A 22,002-nucleotide genomic window follows, 5' to 3' on the forward strand; every position below is an offset into this window, starting at 1 on the left:
AAATATTATGTTTGTGCATATAATAATGATAAAGTTTATCATTTGGAATAAAAGCCGTTTAAAAATAGAAAAATGATCGGAAATTTAGAAAAGAAAACAAAAGAACAAAAGAAATCAGATAAAATCTTGTGGTTTAAACATCCAGTTTTGTATATCTTTAAATGTTGTCATATAATGTGGCACTTTTTTTTAAACTGTTATTACTAAATTTCGAGGAAGCCATGCAAGTAACTTCTGAAGCGGTTTCGGGCGTTGCCCGTCGTTTAAATGTATCTGTACCGACGAGCCGTGTGAACGAGCAATTTGAAGCACGTTTAAAACGCACTGCTAAAACTGTAAAGATTAACGGCTTCCGTCCAGGTAAAGTGCCATTAAACGTAGTTCGCCGTGAATATGGCGCGGGTATTTACCAAGAAGTGGTAAATGACGTCATCCGTGACACAGTATTCGAAGCAATTCAACAAGAAAAAATCAATGCTGTTGGCATGCCAAACATTGATAAAGTGGAAAACAAAGACGACGCGCTTGTATACGAAGCGACTGTTGAAGTTTATCCAGAAGTTGACGTGAAATTTGACGGTCTAGAAGTTGAACGTAAAGCATCTTCAGTAGAAGACAAAGACGTTGATCAAATGATCGAAAACCTTCAAAAGCAACGTGCTTCTTGGACTGAAACTAAAGGCATGGCGAAAAAAGACATGCAAGTAACTTTCGACTTCGAAGGTACTGTTGATGGCGAGAAGTTTGAAGGCGGCGCAGCTGAAGACTTTAAACTTGTTTTAGGTTCTGGTCGTATGATTCCTGGCTTCGAAGACGGTATCGTTGGTATGAAGAAAGGCGAAGAGAAAGTTATCGACGTAACTTTCCCTGAAGATTACCAAGCAGCGAACCTTGCAGGTAAAGCAGCACAATTCAAAATCACAGTGAAGCTTGTTGAAAAACAAAAACTTCCAGAAGTTGATGCTGAATTCCTTCAAATCTTTGGTTTAACTGAAGAAGAAGGCGTTGAAAAGTTAAAAGCTGACGTGCGTAAAAACATGGAGCGCGAAGTTAAAAATGGTCTTCGTAACCAAGTGAAAGGCGCGACTTTTGATGCATTAGTTGCTGCAAACGAAGTTGAACTTCCTGCTGCAATGGTTGCTCAAGAAATCGACCGTCAACGTCAACAAATGATCCAACAATTCACGCAACAGTTTGGTGCTCAAGGTGCTAAAGCTTTTGACAGCAGCATGCTTCCAGATGAATTGTTCAAAGAACAAGCTGAAAAATCTGTAAAACTTGGCGTATTGGTAAGCAAAGTATTGGCTGATGCTAAACTTGAAGTTGACCAAGCTCGCGTTGAAGCTTACATCGAAGACATGGCTTCTTCTTACGAAGATCCTACTGAAGTTGTTGAATACTTCAAAAATGACAAACAACAACGTTCACAAATCGAAGCTGTTGTTTTAGAAGATCAAGTGGTTGATCACATTTTAGCAGCTGCGAAAGTAACTGATAAAACTGTTAGCTATGAAGAATTGTTGAAAGAGCAACAAGCTCGTCAACAAGGCTAATTAGCTTAAGTGAAAAAAGGCGCGTAAAGCGCCTTTTTTTATCTGAGTAGGGTATCGGCTTGTCCCAAATTCACAAAGTATATGCAAAAAATATCTGTTATTTAATGGGGAATATTTTGCAATTTCAGTCATTATCCCTCATATTGTGAATATGGGTTAAGTCACAAAAAATTTAGGAATAAATAAACGTATGTATGTTCCAACTATTGAAAACGCGTTAGTCCCAGTTGTAGTTGAGCAATCGTCTCGTGGTGAACGTTCATTTGATATTTTTTCGCGCCTTTTGCGTGAACGAGTTATTTTTTTAACGGGTGAAGTGGAAGACAACATGGCCAATTTAATTGTGGCACAAATGTTGTTTTTAGAAGCAGAGAACCCAGATAAAGATATTCACCTCTACATTAATTCACCAGGTGGTTCGGTAACAGCAGGTATGGCAATTTACGATACCATGCAGTTCATCAAGCCAGATGTCGTGACATACTGTATGGGTCAGGCGGCATCAATGGGTGCATTCTTGTTGAATGCAGGTGCTAAAGGTAAACGTTACTGTTTAGAAAATGCGCGTGTTATGATTCACCAACCACTTGGTGGTTTCCGTGGACAAGCATCGGATATTGAAATCCATGCACGTGAAATTCTATTCATTAAAGAGCGTCTAAACCGCTTAATGGCAGAGCATAGTGGTCAAGACTATGAAACTGTTGCAAGAGATACAGACCGTGACAACTTTATGACTGCTCAGGCAGCCAAAGAATACGGTCTTGTGGATGAAGTGCTTAGCAAACGTCCATAAGTTTTAAGATTTTAGTATTGGAGTAAATATGTCCGAACATCCTCAAGGACAAAAGCATTGTTCATTTTGCGGTAAAACGCAGTCTGAAGTCGGGAAACTGATTGCAGGTGAGGACGCGTACATCTGTAATGAATGTGTGGACGTATGCCTAGACTTAGTCCAAACCAGTCAGCAGGTTGAATCTGGTGATTGGGCGGCTAAGCCTTTGCCTAAACCTCAAGAAATTCGTGCGGCATTAGATCAATATGTGATTGGTCAGGACGTGGCGAAGAAAACCCTTTCAGTTGCAGTTTATAACCACTATAAACGTCTTAAAGTGACTCATGGTGGACATAAGCACGACGATGCAGTCGAGATTGCAAAAAGTAATATCTTGTTGGTTGGACCGACCGGTTCAGGTAAGACTTTACTTGCTCAGACACTTGCGCGTTTGCTGGATGTACCTTTTGCCATGGCGGATGCGACGACACTCACCGAAGCAGGTTATGTGGGTGAAGACGTTGAGAACATTGTGCAAAAGTTATTGCAAAAAGCCGATTACGATGTAGAGAAAGCACAAAAAGGCATTATCTATATCGATGAGATCGACAAGATTACCCGTAAATCTGAAAACCCATCGATTACCCGTGACGTTTCGGGTGAAGGTGTACAGCAAGCCTTGCTGAAAATGATTGAAGGGACAGTGGCTTCGATTCCGCCTCAAGGTGGTCGTAAGCACCCACAGCAAGAATTCATTCAAATTGATACGTCGAATATTCTGTTTATCTGTGGTGGTGCATTCTCTGGTTTAGAGAAAATTGTGCAACAGCGTCAAGAAAAGGGCGGGATTGGCTTTACTGCTGATGTGAAGAAGAAAGATGAAAGCAAACAGCTTTCTGACTTGTTCCGTCAAGTGGAAGCGACAGATTTGGTTAAATTCGGTTTAATTCCGGAGTTTATTGGTCGTTTGCCTGTCATCGCGACTTTGGATGAGTTGGATGAAGAAGCACTCATGCAAATTCTGACGGAACCAAAGAATGCCTTAACGCGTCAGTATCAGCATTTGTTCGATATGGAACATGTGGATCTTGTGTTTGAAGATTCGGCATTACGTGCGGTCGCGAAGAAAGCGCTTGAACGTAATACGGGTGCACGTGGTCTGCGTTCAATTTTGGAAAATGCTTTACTTGAAGTGATGTATGACTTACCAAGCCGCACAGATGTGGGTACTGTTGTGGTGAATGAAGCGGTGATTAATGGGATTGCGAAACCTGAATTATTGCCTGAACGTCAACCGAAGACAGCGACTGAAGATGTCAACAAAGTAGATTTGAAAGTGATTAACTCAAAATCTGCTTAATTGGTTATTCGTCTGAAACGTGCGGAAATTTATGATTTCCGCACGTTTTTTATTTTCAAGAAAAAAGTGCAGTGGTAATCTTGGGCAAAGGCGAGGATGCCTAAAAGTGTAAAAGATCCAAAAATTAGCCCCAATAAATACAAAAAAATACGCGGTGAGGGACAATCATGCGTGCGCTTTATTTGATGTTATGTAGCAGTTTATTTTTATTTGGATGCCATAAACAGGCCGTTTTAGAACAACCAGAATTAAGTTCTACGCTGCATCCAGTAGATACCAGTCAAGCACCAGGCTTGGTCGAGCAATATCGTTTCGGCATGACTTCGGTTGGTGGTTGGGTCAATCAAAAATTAGGTCAACGTTACCATCCTGTGCAGGCACAGCATGATCAGGCTGCGGTGGTCTATCTTTATCGCCCAGACAGTCGTTGGAACCGTCAAGAAATTGTCGCTTCGAGTTTATTTATCAATAAATATCGAATTCCGAGTTTGTTGAATAATCATTATTATTGGTTGGAGCTTCCTGCTGGAACTTATCGTTTATCGAGTAGCCGCCCATTAGGTATTAACCACTTTCAGAAGCCCAAATATCTGGATTTTACGGTTGAAGCAGGTAAAAGTTACTACGTGAAATATGATGAGGAAAACCTCAATACACGTAAGGAAGTCTCGGGTCCTTTAATTTTGGTGCCGAACCAAACTGGGCAAAATGAAATTGCATTTACTCAATTAAAATCTTCGAGTTATAACTTTGTGGCGCAAGATCAGCAAACAGGCGAGTTACGCCATAAAGCACAAAAATTTAAAGCCGAAAAATACGACGTTCAATCTGATGTACAACTGACGCAACCCTTTAAAATTTGGGATATTCGTACGTGGTAATCAGCTTATTTGCTGTTTTTCGCCTGTTTGAATAGTGGTTGTAGTGTTTTTGCAATTTGTTGATTGATTTCTGCTTGGGTTGCTGGGTCTTGCATCATTTGTGCGGACATATCGATGCTATTGCGCATGACTTCACTCATCATTTTGCTACTTTTTTTATTAATCGACTGTCCAATTGGGGTTTCTAGGAACTGAATATTGGCAAGCACTTCTTCTTCGGTAAAGGTTTTCTGATAAACGTCTTTAAGCATTTGCATAAATTTTGGATCAGAAATCAGTTTATTACTAAAAGAGGCCGTAATGTCGGCAATTTGATTTGCGGCCTTTTGTTGCTCTGCATTTAGACTCGAGGTTTTAAAGATTTGTTTAATGGTATCTTCAGCTTGCTGTTGATAGACAGGGCGCATTTCTTGTTGAGACTGCGCCAAAGTCCCTGAAATGTCACTCAGTTTCAGGGCTTTTTCAACGGATGCTTCGGTTGCGGGTTTGGCAAATGCAGTGAAGCTGAGTATAGAGAGGCTAAGAATTGCGAGTGTGTGCTGTACTTTTTTCATGATATTTAGAATGAACTGTTGTTGTAAAAAGATAAATTTGGGCTAAAAAAATACCCTTAACAAGACCTTAGCATGTTAAGGGTATCGAAAAAAGCAAAACTTAGGGATTAGCCAGCTGCAGCATCCACTACAGGAATTTTACCAATTTTCGCTTGCCAAATTTTAGGAGCAGTTGCATGTACAGAGGTACCATTTACGTCCACAGCAACGGATACAGGCATGTCTTTTACGACAAACTTGTAAATTGCTTCCATACCTAAGTCAGCAAAAGCAACCACTTCAGCTTCACGAATGGCTTTAGAAACAAGGTAAGCCGCACCGCCTACAGCCATGAGGTAAGTTGCTTTGTTGTCTTTAATTGCTTCAACAGCAGCAGGACCACGATCCGCTTTACCAATCATACCGAACATGCCAGTCGCTTCTAATACTTGGCGAGTGAACTTGTCCATACGTGTTGCCGTTGTCGGACCAGCAGGACCAACCACTTCATCACCCACTGGATCTACAGGACCTACGTAGTAAATAAATTTACCTTTAAGGTCAACTGGAAGCTCTTCACCATTGTTCAACATGTCAACCATACGTTTGTGCGCAGCGTCACGACCCGTATAAATTGTACCGTTAAGCAATAATGTGTCGCCTGGTTGCCATGCGTTCATTTCTTCTTGAGTAATTGTATCTAGGTCAACACGTTTAGAAGTTGAAGAATCCCAAGTCACAGAAGGGTAGTCTTCAAGTTTCGGTGCTTGAATGTGTGCAACACCTGAACCATCTAACTGGAAGTGTGCATGACGAGTTGCGGCACAGTTTGGAATCATACCGACTGGTTTGCCTGCAGCGTGGCAAGGGTAGTCCTTGATTTTAATATCAAGAACGGTCGTTAAACCGCCAAGACCTTGCGCACCAATACCAAGCGCATTAACTTTTTCGAAGATTTCGATACGAAGTTCTTCAAGTTTGTTCTGTGGACCACGACGAAGTAATTCGTCCATGTTGAGTTCTTCCATGAGTGATTCTTTTGCAAGCATCATGGCTTTTTCAGCAGTACCACCAATACCGATACCGAGCATACCAGGAGGACACCAGCCTGCACCCATTGTTGGAACAGTCTTGAGTACCCAATCCACGATCGAGTCAGATGGGTTTAGCATAGCAAGTTTAGATTTGTTTTCTGAACCACCACCTTTTGCCGCAACAGTAATGTCTACTTTGTTACCTGGGACAAGTTTGTGGTAAATCACTGCAGGCGTATTGTCTTTGGTATTTTTACGACCAAACGCTGGATCAGCCAAAACAGAAGCACGAAGTACGTTCGAGTTTTCTAAGTAACCTTGGCGTACACCTTCGTTAATTGCATCATCGAGGCTCATGGTTAAATCAAATTTAACATCCATGCCCACTTCAACAAATACGTTAACAATACCAGTATCTTGGCAGATTGGACGATGACCTTCTGCACACATACGAGAGTTAATCAAGATTTGTGCAATGGCGTCTTTCGCAGCTTTGTTTTCTTCACGGTCGTACGCACGGCTCATCGCTTGGATAAAGTCTTGTGGGTGATAGTACGAAATGAATTGAAGCGCGTCCTTGACCGAAGTGATCAAGTCATCTTGCTTGATAATAGTTGTCATATCAAATATCTCTTGAGCGGGCTGTTAGCTAGCGGGCTAAATTATAAGGTATAACGCTGGCGTTGTGGGTGTTTTGCTGCATTTTTGGGCTAAAGTTTAATGGATAAAATCGGTCATCAAGATGGGAATATTACAGTGCTCATCTCAACCTAAAGTCAGAAACTCATTGTATGTATAAGATGATTAATCTATAAGATATTGAATTTTATATTTTAAATGGGTTGAGGCGGTGTTGTTGCTGAAAAATGACAAGACTGTCATAAAGTTGTAATAAAACTTTCACATAATAGGCGCATTCCAAACAGAGGGTATCGTTATGACATCTGCAATTCTTATGGTTGTTGGCTTTAGTTTCTTTATCGCAGCAACTTGGATGTACGGTCAAAAAGAAGATCAGGCTTAAGCTTTATCTTCTTTTTTTTATTTTAAGCTTTCTTCAAATCTTCAAATCTTCAAATCTTCAAATCTTCAAATCTTCAAATCTTCAAATCTTCAAATCTTCAAATCTTCAAATCTTCAAATCTTCAAATCTTCAAATCTTCAAATCTTCAAATCTTCAAATCAATTTCGTTTAGACATTTTCTGCATCTGAGAAGGCGAATAGCCAAAGTGCTTTTTAAAACGGTGGCTAAAATGGCTACTGGAACTAAATCCATATTGCATTGAAATCTCAGTGATATTGGCAGCGTTGGTTTGTAGGGCTTGGTGTGCCAATTCCAACCGTCGTAGCATCACATATTGATGTGGAGGCATGTGCATGGATTGTTTAAACATATGTGCAAAATGATATTCACTCAGTTGGGTTTGTTGTGCCAAATCGGACAGGGTTAAGCTGAGATGTAGATGTTGATCAATCCATGCTAATAATTGTTTGAGCATATAGGGAGAGAGCCCGCCTTTCACCTCAGGAGCTTGCCATTGGGTCTGACTATAGTTTTTGATCAGATGATTCAGTAGCAGGGTGGTGGCGGTGCTCATCTGCAAATGATTTTCACGATTTTGCCAAGCATCGCTCAGTAAAAAATGTCGATACAACATTGAAACTTGTGGGTCAGCCACGAAACTTTGCGGATCTAAACTGATCTGACTGGGTTCCCGATCCCAGACTTGTTCTGCAACACGTTTTAAGTGCTGGTCGGTATAGTACAGGTGCACAAAGGTCAGCGAGTCGCGTAAGTCCCAAGTCGATTCAAAATCTTGCGGCATCAGACACATATGGTCCGGCCCACCACCATTTTTCCAACCTTGAGCCGTCTTCTGATAACTGTGAAAGCCACCCTGAATATACATGCTTAAGGTATGGTGATTACTACAGACACTGACCCGATCTTGATTGTTTTGCCACATGGCAAGCTGCATGCCTGAACCCAATTCAACTGAATCCAGTAATTGGGCTTTATGTTGTTGTAATTGATCTAGAATCTGATAAGTCATCTTCTACACGCAGTGCCAAATTGAGTATCTAGTGTAGGACTTCTCTTTGATCTTGTCATCTGTAGACGTGATTCCGTAGAAAACCACAAGTTGGTGATAATTCTCCGCAAGATGCTGCAAGTTTCCTAGCATCAACATCCAGCACAATATGCCGTGTTGATTCAACTGGATAGTTTGGAAATGAATGCGCTGTTATATGCTTTGGTGGTGATGATTTGGGGCACGACTTGGATTGCGATTAGTGTGCAACAACACAGCGGTATTGCTGCCAATGTCGCAGTGTTTTGGCGCTTTTTCATTTCAGCCATAGTTCTGTTTGTATTTATCTTGCTGTATCGAAAATTAGATAAATTGGCTGCCAAAGATCATTTGTTCTGTATGTTACAGGCATGCTGCATTTTTGGGTTTAACTTTGTCTGTTTTTATGCTGCGGTGCAATACATTAGTAGTGGCTTAGAAGCCGTGATTTTTTCCATGGCCGTTATTTTTAATACGCTCAATGCCAAATTGTTCTTTGCACAGCCCATCTCGGCACGATTTTATCCTGCCGCGGTATTGGGAGGATTGGGCATGCTTGCCTTGTTCTGGAATGATGTGGTGGGCACACAGTTCAACCATCAAACCTTGTGGGGAATTGGTCTGTGTATGATTGGCACCTATGGTTTTTCCTTGGGTAATATGATCAGTACTCGTCACCAGCGGCAAGGGCTGGATGTGTTTAGTACCAATGCTTATGGCATGTTGTATGGTGCTGTGTTGATGGCCATCATTTCGTTTTTTCAAATGGATGATTTTTTCCCCAATATACCAATGAGCGCAATTTCAGCTTTATTGTATTTGGCAATTTTTGGTTCAGTAATCGGTTTCACGGCATACTTCTATTTGGTCGGGCGGATTGGTGCTGGCAAGGCGGCCTATAGCACCTTATTGTTTCCCTTAGTTGCTTTGATCATTTCAACTATTTGGGAGGGTTATCAATGGCAGATTAATGCAGTGATTGGCGTGGTACTAATTCTCTGTGGTAATGCAATTTTCTTTGTACAAATACCGAGAAAATTGAGCCGCTCTCGTATATAAAACCCACTTGCGTAGCTTAAGATAAAGTATCGAAAATCCAAGAAGATGCGCAAGCAAAATCATCAGGACACTAAGATGCACAATCAACATCTGGCGAAAAATATTATTGAACTTTATCGCAAATATGCCCGTGAATGGGTGGCACTACGTGGCGAGAACTTGTATGAAAAAGTCTGGCTGGATCGAATGCTGGCTTTAGTGCCAGCTCAGGCGAAAATTCTAGATATTGGTTGTGGCTCGGGAAAGCCAATTGCTGCTTATTTACTGGCGCAAGGTTGTACGGTCACTGGGGTGGATAGTTCCGAGGCGATGCTACTGATGGCAAGGCAAAACTTTCCCGATCAGACTTGGATTCAGGCAGACATGCGGCAATTTCATCTAGCGAAAAAATTCGATGCAATTTTGGCGTGGGACAGTTTTTTTCATTTAACTCAGGAAGATCAACGGCAGATGTTTGCGCAATTTGCACGGCATGCTCAACCCGAAACTGTACTCATGTTTAGCAGTGGACCTGCCCATGGCGAAGTGATTGGCGAATTGTTTGGTGAGCCTTTATATCATGCAAGTCTCGCTCAAGAGGAGTATCGTGCTTTATTAAGGCAGAATGGTTTTCAAGTATTGGAGATGGTTGCGGAAGATCCTGAATGTGCGGGACATACGGTGTGGTTGGCACAAATGGGGAGCCAATAACCGATTTTTTGTGAAGGGTTAATTGGGATAGATTGGATATCGAATTCGAACCATTGAGCTGCACTGATCTTCCCATTTTTAGTAGACGGTTATGAAATGTTCTCAAACTTTGGCAGCTCTATCGTTGATGTCTGCAAGAGAAAGCTGAATGTTGTTTGATGGAGTGCCAACTTTCCAACAAAGCAAAAAAAACCACTCTCGAAAGAGTGGTTTGGAAAACTGAAAACGAATTAAGACGCTTTGCTGGCTTTGGCTTCAACTTGCTGTTCGGCCTGAATCGCAGTAAGTGCAATCGTGAACACAATATCATCCACCAAAGCACCACGAGACAAGTCATTTACTGGTTTGTTCAAGCCTTGCAACATTGGTCCAACACTCACCACATTGGCAGAACGTTGAACTGCTTTATAAGTGGTGTTACCTGTATTTAAGTCTGGGAAAATAAATACATTGGCACGACCTGCAACTTGCGAGTCTGGTGCTTTAGAGCGACCAACACTTTCAACGGAAGCAGCATCATATTGTAATGGACCATCAATCAACAGGTCTGGGCGACGCTGTTTCGCAATTGCAGTCGCTTGCGCAACTTTTTCTACATCAGCACCTGCACCAGATGTGCCAGTTGAGTAAGAAATCATGGCAATACGCGGGTCAATACCAAAGGCTTTGGCTGAGTCTGCTGATTGAATTGCAATTTCAGCCAATTGTTCTGCGTCAGGGTCTGGATTAATCGCACAGTCACCGTATACATAAACTTCATCAGGCAACAGCATGAAGAACACAGAAGATACCAGTGAATATTCAGGTGCTGTCTTAATGAGCTGGAATGCCGGGCGAACGGTGTTTGCGGTGGTGTGGACTGCGCCTGAAACCAAACCATCAACCTGATCAAGCGCGAGCATCATGGTTCCTAACACCACAGTGTCTTGCAGTTGTTCACGTGCTTGTAAGTCGTTGATTTTTCCTTTACGTAACTCAACCATTTGCGCGACATAGTTTTCGCGAATTGAATCAGGGTCGATAATTTCAAGGTCAAATGGCAACTCGATATTACGTGCTTTCGCGACTTCAATCACGGCTTCAGGTTTTGCCAAAAGAATACAGTGTGCAATACCGCGAGATTGGCAGATTGCTGCCGCTTGAATTGTACGTGGCTCATCACCTTCAGGTAGAACAATACGTTTCTTGGCATGAATTGATTTTTGTACCAATTCATGGCGGAATGCAGAAGGAGATAGACGTGGCTTATGTGTGCCTTTGATTAGTTGTGCTAACCATTCTTCATTGATGTGACTTGAAACGAAACGTGTCACTTGCTCTGCGCGTTCAGTATCGTCTACAGGAATTTCATTACTTAAGTTCATTAAGCTCTGAGCGGTTTCAAAGGTACTGAGTGGCGTATGTAAAATTGGCAAGCCTTGTTTAATCGCTGCTTGGCAGAAATCTAGAATCTGGCTGTTTGGTGCATGATGTTCAGTCAATAACAAGCCTGCTAAAGGTGTGCCATTGCTGCTGGCGACACTACTTGCCAATAACACATCAATACGGTCAGAGGCACTGATAATCAGTTCACCTGCCACAAACTTATCCAGTTCATGTTCAATATTGGCTGCAATTAAACTGCTATGTAACACACGTCGTTGGAGTGCTTCACCTTGGTTGATCCATTCTGCTTGAAGATTTGCCGCCAGATCAGACATGCGTGGCACACTCAGTGTATTGCTGAATGGTACCAAACCAATCGCAGGAAGCTGAGCGCTCCCGATATGCGCATGAGTTTTTTGAATATCCGCGACAAATTTGTTGGTATCACTGATCAGACGTAAGCTAGGGTCGAAAGTCAGTGGAATTTGTGCAGAACCTTCAGGCAAGCCTTTGGTGCGCATGAATAATACGCCCGCAGTACGTTCACAGCTTGCACCACCAAAATGGCGCAATTGTGCTTCGACTTTTTCTGCCGTTGCCGTGGCTTTATTGATGTCGGCATTGCTGACAATCACCACTTTGGCATCCAGCGCTTTGGCTAAAGCAGCATTGAGTTCGGATGCAAAAGCATCGCGTGCAGCTGGTAATAAACCTTCTACAATGATGATGTCATGTTTTTTTGCAATCTGACGATGCAGGCGTACTGCATCTTCCAACAGCTCATCGTTTTCACCTGAGTTTAAGCGCTGTGTAACCGTGGCATAAGGAATGGGCTCAACGGTTTCGCTTTTGGTCAGATGTTGAAATAACGCAGAGGTACGATCTGCTTCAATTTTACTTTCTTGAGAAAATGGTTTTAGGAAGCCTGCTTTGATGCCTTGGCATTCTAAAGCATAAATTAAACCCAAACATGCTGAAGTCAGGCCAACACCGTCACCAGTTGGGACTAAAAGAATTGTTTTCATAGTCGTAATTTTTAATTCAGAAAATGGGAAAGTCGAGCAATGCGCGATTGCTTAAGCAATCGCGGCATTTGATTCAGGCTTTTTTGCAGCTGTCTGATTAACCTCATGTTCAACCACACTTGCCGTTTCTTTGGCAATGCGACCTTCTTCATCAGTTGGAATCACCCAAATCTGTGGTCCTATACCCGCATCGATACGACCTTCAGTACCACGTTTGAGGCTGTTGTTTTGTTCTTTGTTCAGGTTGAAACCAAAGTGTGGTAAGTACGCCATGGTCTTTTCACGGATGTAAGCAGAGTTTTCACCAATGCCGCCAGTGAAGAACAAACCATCTAAACGCGGTAAGCCACAGCTCAGCGCTGCTAAAGATTTTGCAAGGCGATAGCAGAAGACTTCGATTGCTAAAGTTGCATCTTCATTGCCTTGTTCAGAAGCTTCAATCAAGGTACGCATGTCGTTAGACAAGTTATCCGATAAACCAAGTAAGCCGCTTTCTTTGTTCAGCATCTTGTCAATTTTGTAGACATCCCAGCCAAGGTTAGAAGCTAAGAAGCTGTGTAAACTTGGGTCTACATCACCACTACGGGTACCCATCACAATACCTTCAAGTGGGGTTAAACCCATAGACGTATCCACACTTTGACCATTCCAAATGGCACAAGTTGAGCTACCGTTACCGAGGTGAGCTGTTAACCAACCACCTTGTTTTAAGCTGCCTGCCAATTCTGAACCACGTTCAGAAACATAAGCATGACTGGTGCCGTGGAAGCCGTAACGACGCACGTTGTGTTCAGTGTAGAGGAATTTAGGCACTGCATAGCGGTAAGCATGTGCAGGCATGGTTTGATGGAATGCAGTGTCAAATACGGCAACCTGTGGCAATTCTGGGAATAAACGCATGGTTGCGTCAATACCGACAAGGTGTGCTGGGTTGTGAAGTGGCGCAAGCGGCGTCGCTTCACGAATACGTTCGATAATTTCTGGTGTGAGTAATTCAGCTTTGGTCAAGGTACCACCATGTACAACGCGGTGACCAATGGCTTGAGGGTTATAGTGAGAAAGACGTTCTAAGATTGTTTCTAATGCTTTTTCGTGGTCCGCATGCGGAATAGACAGTTCTAGTGGTGCGCCACCAACAGTGACACCTTTAATGCGAGCTTCAGCAGAACCTAAGTTTTCTGCCAAACCAAAAATTCGATCTTCACGACGCTCTGAAACAAGTGCATATTTAATTGAAGATGAGCCGCAGTTAATAACTAATACTGATGTAGACACGTTTATATACCCGAATTTTAATTGAAATAAGTCGTCCCTAAAGTGATCTTTATGCAGTACTTATCAATGCAATCCAGATCAGTAATAATGTTTTATCATGTGTTGATTTTCTGTCCTAGATAGACTTTAGGAGATTAGACTTAAGCACTATCGACCAGTGAAATAATAATAAATAAAATTTATAGGTTGATAGCTTTCATTTATTAATAAAATAGTGCTCAGGCCTAAATTTTCCTTTCTGTATACCTTTAACCCTAGCATGAGAAATGAATTTTGAGCAGGAGCGAAGTGTTGTTTTTATGCTTAGTTTTGATACTTGATTTCTGACCAGCGTACAATCACATAGGCAATTAATGCCACCATAAAAAAGACCAACATCATCCAAGCAAGACCTTGTAAGGTTTCGATGATCGTGCGGTAAATTTCCAGTACCCAGCGTTCTTGAGTCAGTTCCATCACAATTTTTTTGTCATTTTCGGTATAAGTCAGCGGCGTGATGTATTTTTCCATATCGTAAATACGAATGCCTGAAGATGTCCCGACCACCATGCCAGCAAATTTGGTGTATTTTGCCCAAGCTTCATGAATCGGATCGTGAATAATGCGTGCCAGAATCGCATTAATCGAACTGGAAAAAATTTTCATTACGGTAAAAGAAACCAGTAATGCCAGTAAAAAGGTACAAATGATCAAATAGTAAAACATGTGATTTCCCATTTATCTTTTTCAATTTTTTTATCATGTTACAAGATTTAGGGCAGGGATCATGTTGTCGCTGTGTTCAGCTTCAAGGTTGAAACTGAACACTTAAAGTTACTTGAATTGGAGAGGTATTATTGGCGAATTTGCCCGTCGCCTAACACAATCCATTTTTGCGAAGTTAGACCTTCTAGACCGACTGGGCCACGGGCATGAATTTTGTCGGTAGAGATGCCAATTTCAGCCCCTAGACCATATTCAAAACCATCGGCAAAGCGGGTAGAGGCATTCACCATCACTGAGCTTGAGTCGACGCGGGCAAGGAATTGGCGTGCCAAACTGAAGTTTTCAGTAATAATCGCATCGGTGTGATGCGAACCATATTTGTTGATATGGTCAATGGCTTCATCCATTCCTGAGACCACTTTCACGGCTAAAATTGGACCAAGATATTCGGTGTACCAATCTTCTTCACTCGCAGGCTTGACGCTGCTGCCTAAAATACGCTGAGTTTCACGGCAACCACGCAACTCCACATTTTTCTCGGAATAGAGCTCGGCAATACGCGGTAAAAATTCTTCAGCGACTTTCTCATCGACCAACAGGCTTTCCATGGCATTACAGACGCCATAACGATGAGTTTTCGCATTCAGCGCAATCGGTAAGGCCTTATGTAAATCTGCCTGTGCTTCAACAAAGACATGGCAGTTGCCATCTAAATGCTTAATGACTGGAATACGGGCTTCATTACTAATGCGTTCGATCAGCCCTTTGCCTCCACGTGGAACAATCACGTCCACATATTCCGACATGGTAATCAAATGACCCACCGCAGCACGATCCGCAGTGTTAATCACTTGTACTGAAGTTTCAGCTAAACCTGACGCTTTCAGCCCGTGTTGAATGGCTGCCGCAATGGCTTTATTCGATTCCAAAGCTTCAGAGCCACCACGTAAAATAATGGCATTGCCTGATTTTAATGCCAGCGCAGCGGCTTCTAAAGTTACGTTTGGACGGGACTCATAAATCATGCCGACCACACCTAATGGCACGCGCATTTTACCAATTTGAATACCAGACGGGCGATAAGCCAAATCGGTGATTTCTCCAATCGGATCAATCAGAGCAATCACATCTTTCAGGCCCTGTAGCATGCCTTTAAAGCGTGTGGGGTTGAGTTCTAAGCGATCAAGCAAGGCACTGTCTAATTGATTGTTACGACCTTTATCCATGTCTATTTGGTTGGCCGCTAAAATCGCAGACTCATTGTTTTGTAATGCTGTGTAAATTGCAGACAAAGCATTGTTTTTCATTTGGGTAGAAGCGCTGGCTAACACGCGCGATGCTTGGCGTGCTTGTTGTCCTACCGTTTGCATGTATTGTTCAATAGACTCTTGCATGGCGGTTTGATCACTTAGAAATTTCAGTTCCGATAGTAACAGCCTGTGTACTGACAATGAAGCATATCGAGTGAAAATAGGCAAAACTTTAGCGTACAGGGTGCCTCCTATCGCTTTTCGGGGAAAAAAAGATAAGCGGTCATGGAATGAGTTGCAGCCAAAATCATCCTTTGTATATGATGGCTAGCGATAATGACATTGACGTCTTACACAAAAATAGAAAGAGTTAGCACCTAAAAATAGGTACATACATTGCAGAAATAGTGTCTTGCAAAATAAAAATAAGACAAGGATGGAGGTAGGGAATATGAATTCCATTATCCAATTGGACGCGGAATTACACTCATCAATAAATCGTCACGGTTTCTTCGATTTATATCATAAACACAGTTTTAAACAGCCGGCTCGAACCACATGGATTGATAGTTGGAAAATCGAGTATATGGCGATTGCTGAACCCGAAACTCTGCATAAGACACCGATTGTGATTATTGGTGGCGCATTCCAGAACTTTAATTCTTATAAATATTGTGTTGAACAGTTGTTCGCAGCGGGACCCGTGATTTTAATCGATTTGCCTTCTATGGGTGCCAATCAGCAAATTACCAATGTCGATACAGGGCTTTCTGCGGGCACTTTGGAATTGAGTGATCTTTCCGCCATGTTAGGTCAGTGGCTGGATATTGTCGGACTGCAGCGTGTTTCGGTGATGGGAATGTCCTTGGGCTCTGTAGTGGCATCAGGTTTGGCAGATTTACGCCCAGAGTTGATTGATCGCATGATTTTAATGGGCGTGATGCAAAAAACGCGGAAAAGCTGGCGCATGTTGCTGGAAGAATCCTTATTTTTGATGCAAGAACAGCGTATGGAGGAGTTTGGACAAGCTGTGATTCTGTATTTGGTCAATCATGCCAAACTGGATGTCACGCGTATGTCACCGACGGCAAAGCGTCTGTTCTTTCGGCAGATGGCGGACTTCACTGCAACCGAACAAGAGCGCTATGAAATTAACTGTAATCGCTTGTTACGTCTGACCGATGTTCCAATTCCAAGCTGTAAAGTATTGGTGGCATGCGGGCAATATGACAGTTTTACTTTGCCGCATGAAAATGCCAATTTTGCCGTGCAGTGTCCCGACATGGAATTTGCCATGATTGCCAATGCTGATCATGTGCCGCAATTACAACGACGCAAAGAAACCATGCATCTATTTGCGACTTATTTACGTGGCGAGTCAATTCAATCGCTTGAAGGCATTATTAATCTGACGCGGGCGCAATTGCTAACCATGGAACGCCGCGGCGAGCCACGGATTCAGGTGAGTCAGCCCTTTACTCTGCTTACGCATCGTTTTCTCGATGTGCAGTTTGCCACAGAAATCGTCGATCTCAATTTCTTTGGCTTGATGCTCAAGTTTCATCATCAAGACAGTCAGCGCGTTGCTGAATATCCTCGCGATTTAGCACTGCATTTGAAAGATGATGAGGGAGAGTTTTCGATTGAATGTTTGATTTTTGAGGCAGGGGAAACACATGTTCGTGCCTTGTTTAAACATGGTAGTTTTGATGTGGCGGAGCGACTGCTACGATATATTCAACGCCAACAGTCAGCGTTGATGCCTGCCAGTGCTTGAGCGTCAGTATGTTCTTAAAAAAAGGGAGTTGATGAAACTCCCTTTTGATTTTTTACCCATGGATTATCTTGACGATTGCCGACTAGAAGCATGTAGCATCCAGACCAAATCTCCAGAATGTTCCTCTGCCGAGGTCTCATTGGTCTGGGCTTGAAAATAATATTTAGGCTGAACGATGTGGGAGGTTTGAAAGCCTGCATCTGTCAGAAACTGTCGTACTTCTTGCGGATGTGTGAAGTGGAAGCTAAACGCACTGCGTGACATGAATTTTAAGAGCTTGCTGCTACTCCAGATAATATGTGCCAGTTTATTTTTGACAGGTTCAGGATACAGGTCACTGAGATAATGAATTTCAGGAAAGCGTTGCCCATGGTGACTAATTGCTTGGAACAGTTGCGCCAATAACGCTTTGTCAAAATAGTTGATCAAGCCTTCACTGATGACCAAGAGTGGATATTGTGCATCAAACTGCTGAAAGATTTGAGCGAATTCATGGCTAAAAATATCGGCACTAAGTACCTGCGGGCTATTCGGATCAAGTTGTTGTAAGGCTTGGGTTTTGAGCTGAGCCATATCAGGTAAATCTAATTCGCGATAAACCAAATCGGGGAACTTTTGTCGAAAATGCCAACCACGCGGAGAAAGTCCGCAGGCAATTTCCAAGACCTGTAATTTCGGATATTGGGCTAATAACTGGTAAAGATGTTCATCAATCATGCAATGGCGCTGCTTCAAGGTACTACGCATGCTGCCGCCGACATAACGCTCTGCCCATGATTCTAAGGGATGTGCCAGTTTTGCCAGAAATTTGCCTTTGGCTGTCGCGAAAATAGGATTAGAAATTCCCATTTGGTACCAAATATAACCCGTGTAGTGTGCGGTAAATGAAATATGGCGATGTTGTGAAAGTCCTTCTGTCATGTCTTCCTGACCTACTTTTTTGTTTTGATTCTCGTACAGCAAGTGTTGCTGAAAGTTTTCACATCATAAAGAAAAAGGAGCATTTTGTGATGCTCCTTCCGTCGAATAGTTAGCCTGCATTTTTAAAGGCGACAATTCTGTCTCGGATTTTTCGCCATTCATCACCGAGGTCTAAGCTTTCGCCAATTTCAATGTTTGGAATTTTACCGCGCATGCGTTCTAGGCGTTGTTGATTTGGTAATGGCAGTTCTGTGATACCTGCCAACGCGACACATTGTGCAGTGCGATCATTACAGACCAATCCCATATCACAGCCGGCCTGAAGTGCAGCTTGAATACGCGCATCGGCACCACCTGCAACACAGGCTGCTTGCATGCTTAAGTCGTCAGAGAACAGGACACCATCAAACTTTAATTCTTGACGCAGAATGTTTTGAATCCAGAATGCTGAGAAACCTGCGGGGTTCGGATCAACCTGATCGTAAATCACGTGGGCAGGCATCAGGGCATCCAGCTGAGGCATCAGTTGAATAAAGCTTTGCATATCTTCGGCAAAGATTTCGGCATAAGGGCGAGAGTCAATTGCTGCCGCTACATGAGAGTCGGCTTTCACTGAACCATGTCCAGGGAAGTGTTTCCCTGTGGATGCCATACCTGCACGTTTCATGCCTTTGAGGAACGCGCTAGCAAGTGGCACAATATCCTGCATATTTTTGGCAAAACCACGGTCGCCAATCACATCGCTAATGTCGTTTAAATCGAGCACAGGTGCAAAGCTAAAATCAATACCAACCGCCAGTACTTCAGTCGCCATGAGCCAGCCACATTGTTCCGCCAAATCGAGTGCCTGTTCAGGATGGTTTAAATACAACTCACCGAAACGCCCCATGGCTGGGAGCAGGGTAAAACCCGTTTTCAAACGTTGTACACGTCCACCTTCCTGATCGACCGCAATTAAGATTTCTGGGCGAATTTGACGCATATGATCGGTCAGTGCGCGAACTTGTTGTGGGGACTGAATATTTCGTGCAAATAAAATAACGCCACCGACTTGCGGAGCTTGCAATAGTTCAATATCTTCGTGGGTAAGTTCTGTGCCAGCGATGTCCAGCATCAATGCGCCAATCATATTGGTGTCCGTGTTTGAATTATTTAAATAAAGAGGCTGAAGGGATCAGCTTCCGCGAAACAATACCCGAATTCTGCAATGATTTGCTACATTTTGTCAGCACAGATTATGATAAAACTACACGACATAAACATATTCAGTTGTTTAAGATGTTGAATCTGCACCATTCATGTTGAATAACGACGCAGAAATTTTGATCGAAAACCAAGGAAGTACAAATTATTTATGAAACTTCAAACAATAGCTTGTGCAGTTGCCATTGCGACTGGTGGTTTGTTTTTTACACACGCAATCAATGAAGCAATTGCAGCCAACGATACCGCTGTAGTCTCGCAATCTGTCGTGCCAACTAAAGAACAAGCACTGGTTTCACGACAGTTGGCAACCTTAGTCGATCGTCAACATTATTTGAATATGCGTTTGGATGCGGAGACTTCGAACCGTATCCTCGATTTTTATCTGGACAGCTTAGATCCAGACCATACCATTTTCCTGAATTCCGAAGTTGAACAATATAAGAAACAGTATGGTGCGACTTTCGGTGCGGCACTAAAAGCGGGGGACTTAACCGGTCCTTATACCATTCATGCGCAGTATCGTGAGCGTCTGGCTCAGTTTTATGAGTTTATGCTGGCTGAGTTGAAAAAGCCGCAGAACCTAAATCAAACCAATGTCTATATTGATATTGACCGTGAAAAAGCTCCTTATTTTAAGAATACCCAAGAGCAGCGTACCTATTGGCAAAAAATGCTGGTGTCGCAGCTGATCAATTTAACCATTAGCAAGCAAGAAGACCAAGCCAAACAGAAGGTCTTGAAAGATAATCCAGAACTTGCCAATGGGCAGGACTTAACCAGTCCAGAAGATTTAACCCCAGTTCAGACTCTGACCAAGCGCTATACCCGTCAATTGGAACGCATTAGCCGGACCAAGAGTGATGATGTACTCGATAAAACCTTGAATGCGATGATGCTGACTTACGATCCGCACAGCAACTATTTCCCGCCTGTAGATGCGATGGAGTTGAATCGTCAAACCACGTTGCAACTCGAAGGGATTGGGGTATCGATTCGCCCAGAACGTGGCAATGAAGACTACACCAAGATTGAAACCATTGTAGATGGTGGTCCAGCGAGTAAAACAGGACAAGTGAAATCGGGTGACCGCATTATTGGTGTGGCACAAGATGGCGAAAAAATGGTGGATGTGGTCGGTTGGCCAAGCAATGAAATTGTCGGGCTGATTCGTGGTAAGCGTGGCACCAAAGTCACCGTGCGTTTGTTGGCGACAGGAGCTCCAATGAGCCAAGCACGCAATGTGACCATTGTGCGTGATGTGATTCAGGAAGAAGATGCTGGGGTACGTTCACGTGTGGTTGAAGTCAAGCGCGATGGCAAAGTGCATCGTATGGGCGTGATTGAAATCCCATCGTTCTATTTGAACTATCGTGCGCGCCGTGCGGGCAATGAATACCGTTCAGTTTCTGAAGACACCAATAATGCTTTGAAAGAACTACAAACCAAAAATGTAGAAGGCATTATCATTGATTTACGCAATAACCCAGGTGGCTCTTTGGAAGAAGTCGCGCGGATGTTGGGGCAGGTGATTAAGTCAGGTCCAGTGGTGCAAATCCGTGACGGCAATGGCAATGTCAGCGTGTTTGAAGACGATGATGGCGGTGCACAGACCTATGCAGGTCCATTGGCTGTCATGGTCAATTTGGCTTCGGCTTCGGCAAGTGAAATTTACTCGGCAGCAATTCAAGACTATGAGCGTGGCATTGTGATTGGCAGTACCACAACGGGCAAGGGAACAGCACAAGTTCAGCTTGACAGTTTGGCTTATGGGCAAGCGACTTTAACGCAGCGTAAATTTTACCGCGTGACGGGTGGCAGTACGCAAAATAAAGGTGTCGTTCCAGATGTCACGTTGGTCGATATCTATAATGAAGAGTTTGGTGAACGTAAAGCCAAGAATGCCTTAAAATGGGATACGATTCCAACGGCACCCTTCAAACGTGAAGGCTCGGTGAAGCCTTATGTACAACAGCTTGATCAAGCTTCAGAACAACGCGTGAGTGTTGATCCACAGTTTAAATATTTGGAAGCACGTAAAGCGATTGCAAAAAAATCAGATGATCAGAAACGCATCGTGTTAGACATTGATCAGCGTAAAGCTGAGTTGATTGCACTCGAGCAGGAAACCTTACAGGCCGAAAACCAACGTCGTCAGGCAACGGGACAAAAGCCGTATGCAAATTGGGAAAGCTATCAAGCCTCTTTAGATGCTTTGGCTGAGTCGCGTGCCAAAATGAAAGCGACTCAACGCCCAGCTTTGCCTGAAGAGGAAGCTTTTGTAACTGAAGCAGCCAATGTGTTATTGGACTATGCGAAAGTGCAAAAGGCGAAATCTTAAGTTGTTGTAAAGTTTGTTCGCTTAAAAAGCCAGTCTACGCATGACTGGCTTTTTAATGTTTGGAGCATAAAAAAGGCATAAAAAATAAATGGATATTGGCTCAGCGCTGTAACTAAATTGCGTAAATATTCGGGAATAAACACTTGACCAAAACGATAGAGTATTAGATTCTTAACAGGATT

At 43.0% G+C, this 22,002-nt stretch carries 18 protein-coding genes; 8 read left to right on the forward strand and 10 right to left on the reverse strand.

Annotated features, from left to right (window positions below; all coding sequences use genetic code 11):
* Positions 1-221 precede the first annotated feature (221 nt).
* The 4 genes from tig to ACWQ4X_RS17315 all read left to right on the forward strand — a co-directional run bounded on the left by tig (position 222) and on the right by ACWQ4X_RS17315 (position 4,569).
* Complete coding sequence (gene tig / locus ACWQ4X_RS17300; protein ID WP_142769526.1) at positions 222-1,553, forward strand: trigger factor; 1,332 nt, start codon at positions 222-224, stop codon at positions 1,551-1,553.
* A 190-nt stretch (positions 1,554-1,743) separates the two neighbouring features.
* Complete coding sequence (gene clpP / locus ACWQ4X_RS17305) at positions 1,744-2,349, forward strand: ATP-dependent Clp endopeptidase proteolytic subunit ClpP (protein ID WP_016168229.1); 606 nt, start codon at positions 1,744-1,746, stop codon at positions 2,347-2,349.
* Positions 2,350-2,377: 28 nt separating this feature from the next.
* On the forward strand, positions 2,378-3,688 hold the full coding sequence (gene clpX, locus ACWQ4X_RS17310) for an ATP-dependent protease ATP-binding subunit ClpX (protein ID WP_161933272.1): 1,311 nt from the start codon (positions 2,378-2,380) through the stop codon (positions 3,686-3,688).
* A 167-nt stretch (positions 3,689-3,855) separates the two neighbouring features.
* Positions 3,856-4,569, forward strand: coding sequence for a DUF2846 domain-containing protein (locus tag ACWQ4X_RS17315; protein WP_457904464.1), 714 nt, complete (start codon positions 3,856-3,858; stop codon positions 4,567-4,569).
* A gap of 5 nt (positions 4,570-4,574) precedes the next feature.
* On the opposite strand, the gene ACWQ4X_RS17320 is transcribed toward ACWQ4X_RS17315, so the two are convergent.
* The 3 genes from ACWQ4X_RS17320 to ACWQ4X_RS17330 form a co-directional block, all read right to left on the reverse strand.
* Positions 4,575-5,123, reverse strand: coding sequence for a DUF2059 domain-containing protein (locus tag ACWQ4X_RS17320; RefSeq protein ID WP_457904465.1), 549 nt, complete (start codon positions 5,121-5,123; stop codon positions 4,575-4,577).
* Between the two features lie 107 nt (positions 5,124-5,230).
* Positions 5,231-6,757, reverse strand: coding sequence for a fumarate hydratase (locus tag ACWQ4X_RS17325; RefSeq protein ID WP_100240589.1), 1,527 nt, complete (start codon positions 6,755-6,757; stop codon positions 5,231-5,233).
* A 561-nt stretch (positions 6,758-7,318) separates the two neighbouring features.
* On the reverse strand, positions 7,319-8,191 hold the full coding sequence (locus ACWQ4X_RS17330) for a helix-turn-helix transcriptional regulator (RefSeq protein ID WP_457904466.1): 873 nt from the start codon (positions 8,189-8,191) through the stop codon (positions 7,319-7,321).
* Positions 8,192-8,371: 180 nt separating this feature from the next.
* Between ACWQ4X_RS17330 and ACWQ4X_RS17335 the strand changes: the two genes are divergently transcribed.
* Together ACWQ4X_RS17335 and ACWQ4X_RS17340 are read left to right on the forward strand one after the other, a co-directional pair.
* Positions 8,372-9,268 (forward strand): DMT family transporter, encoded by an 897-nt coding sequence (locus tag ACWQ4X_RS17335; protein ID WP_457904467.1) that lies wholly within the window; start codon positions 8,372-8,374, stop codon positions 9,266-9,268.
* A gap of 75 nt (positions 9,269-9,343) precedes the next feature.
* The gene (locus ACWQ4X_RS17340; RefSeq protein ID WP_457904468.1) at positions 9,344-9,958 is read left to right on the forward strand and encodes a class I SAM-dependent DNA methyltransferase; all 615 of its coding nucleotides are present in this window, start codon (positions 9,344-9,346) and stop codon (positions 9,956-9,958) included.
* Positions 9,959-10,188: 230 nt separating this feature from the next.
* On the opposite strand, the gene pta is transcribed toward ACWQ4X_RS17340, so the two are convergent.
* From pta to ACWQ4X_RS17360, 4 genes are all read right to left on the reverse strand, one after another.
* Entirely contained in the window at positions 10,189-12,348 is a 2,160-nt protein-coding gene (gene pta / locus ACWQ4X_RS17345; RefSeq protein WP_457904469.1) for a phosphate acetyltransferase, read from the reverse strand.
* Between the two features lie 51 nt (positions 12,349-12,399).
* A complete protein-coding gene (locus ACWQ4X_RS17350; RefSeq protein WP_457904470.1) occupies positions 12,400-13,623 on the reverse strand; it encodes an acetate/propionate family kinase in 1,224 nt (407 codons plus the stop codon).
* 303 nt (positions 13,624-13,926) lie between these two features.
* The gene (locus tag ACWQ4X_RS17355; RefSeq protein WP_457904471.1) at positions 13,927-14,328 is read right to left on the reverse strand and encodes a hypothetical protein; all 402 of its coding nucleotides are present in this window, start codon (positions 14,326-14,328) and stop codon (positions 13,927-13,929) included.
* 128 nt (positions 14,329-14,456) lie between these two features.
* On the reverse strand, positions 14,457-15,722 hold the full coding sequence (locus ACWQ4X_RS17360) for a glutamate-5-semialdehyde dehydrogenase (protein ID WP_457904472.1): 1,266 nt from the start codon (positions 15,720-15,722) through the stop codon (positions 14,457-14,459).
* A 307-nt stretch (positions 15,723-16,029) separates the two neighbouring features.
* On the opposite strand from ACWQ4X_RS17360, the gene ACWQ4X_RS17365 reads away from it, so the two are divergent.
* Positions 16,030-17,355 (forward strand): alpha/beta fold hydrolase, encoded by a 1,326-nt coding sequence (locus tag ACWQ4X_RS17365; protein ID WP_457904473.1) that lies wholly within the window; start codon positions 16,030-16,032, stop codon positions 17,353-17,355.
* Positions 17,356-17,418: 63 nt separating this feature from the next.
* On the opposite strand, the gene ACWQ4X_RS17370 is transcribed toward ACWQ4X_RS17365, so the two are convergent.
* Together ACWQ4X_RS17370 and nagZ are read right to left on the reverse strand one after the other, a co-directional pair.
* On the reverse strand, positions 17,419-18,276 hold the full coding sequence (locus tag ACWQ4X_RS17370; protein WP_374528752.1) for a class I SAM-dependent methyltransferase: 858 nt from the start codon (positions 18,274-18,276) through the stop codon (positions 17,419-17,421).
* 109 nt (positions 18,277-18,385) lie between these two features.
* Positions 18,386-19,405 carry a beta-N-acetylhexosaminidase gene (gene nagZ / locus ACWQ4X_RS17375; protein WP_457904474.1) on the reverse strand — a complete coding sequence of 340 codons (1,020 nt, stop codon included), beginning with the start codon at positions 19,403-19,405 and terminating at the stop codon, positions 18,386-18,388.
* Positions 19,406-19,630: 225 nt separating this feature from the next.
* Between nagZ and ACWQ4X_RS17380 the strand changes: the two genes are divergently transcribed.
* Positions 19,631-21,820: a carboxy terminal-processing peptidase gene (locus tag ACWQ4X_RS17380; RefSeq protein WP_457904475.1), complete on the forward strand. Its 2,190-nt coding sequence runs from the start codon at positions 19,631-19,633 to the stop codon at positions 21,818-21,820.
* On the opposite strand, the gene ACWQ4X_RS17385 is transcribed toward ACWQ4X_RS17380, so the two are convergent.
* A partial coding sequence (locus tag ACWQ4X_RS17385; protein WP_457904476.1) for a hypothetical protein occupies positions 21,817-22,002 on the reverse strand: 186 nt, incomplete at its 5' end. The genes ACWQ4X_RS17380 and ACWQ4X_RS17385 overlap by 4 nt on opposite strands.

It is taken from the genome of Acinetobacter sp. NigerLNRRAM0016, from assembly GCF_054112845.1.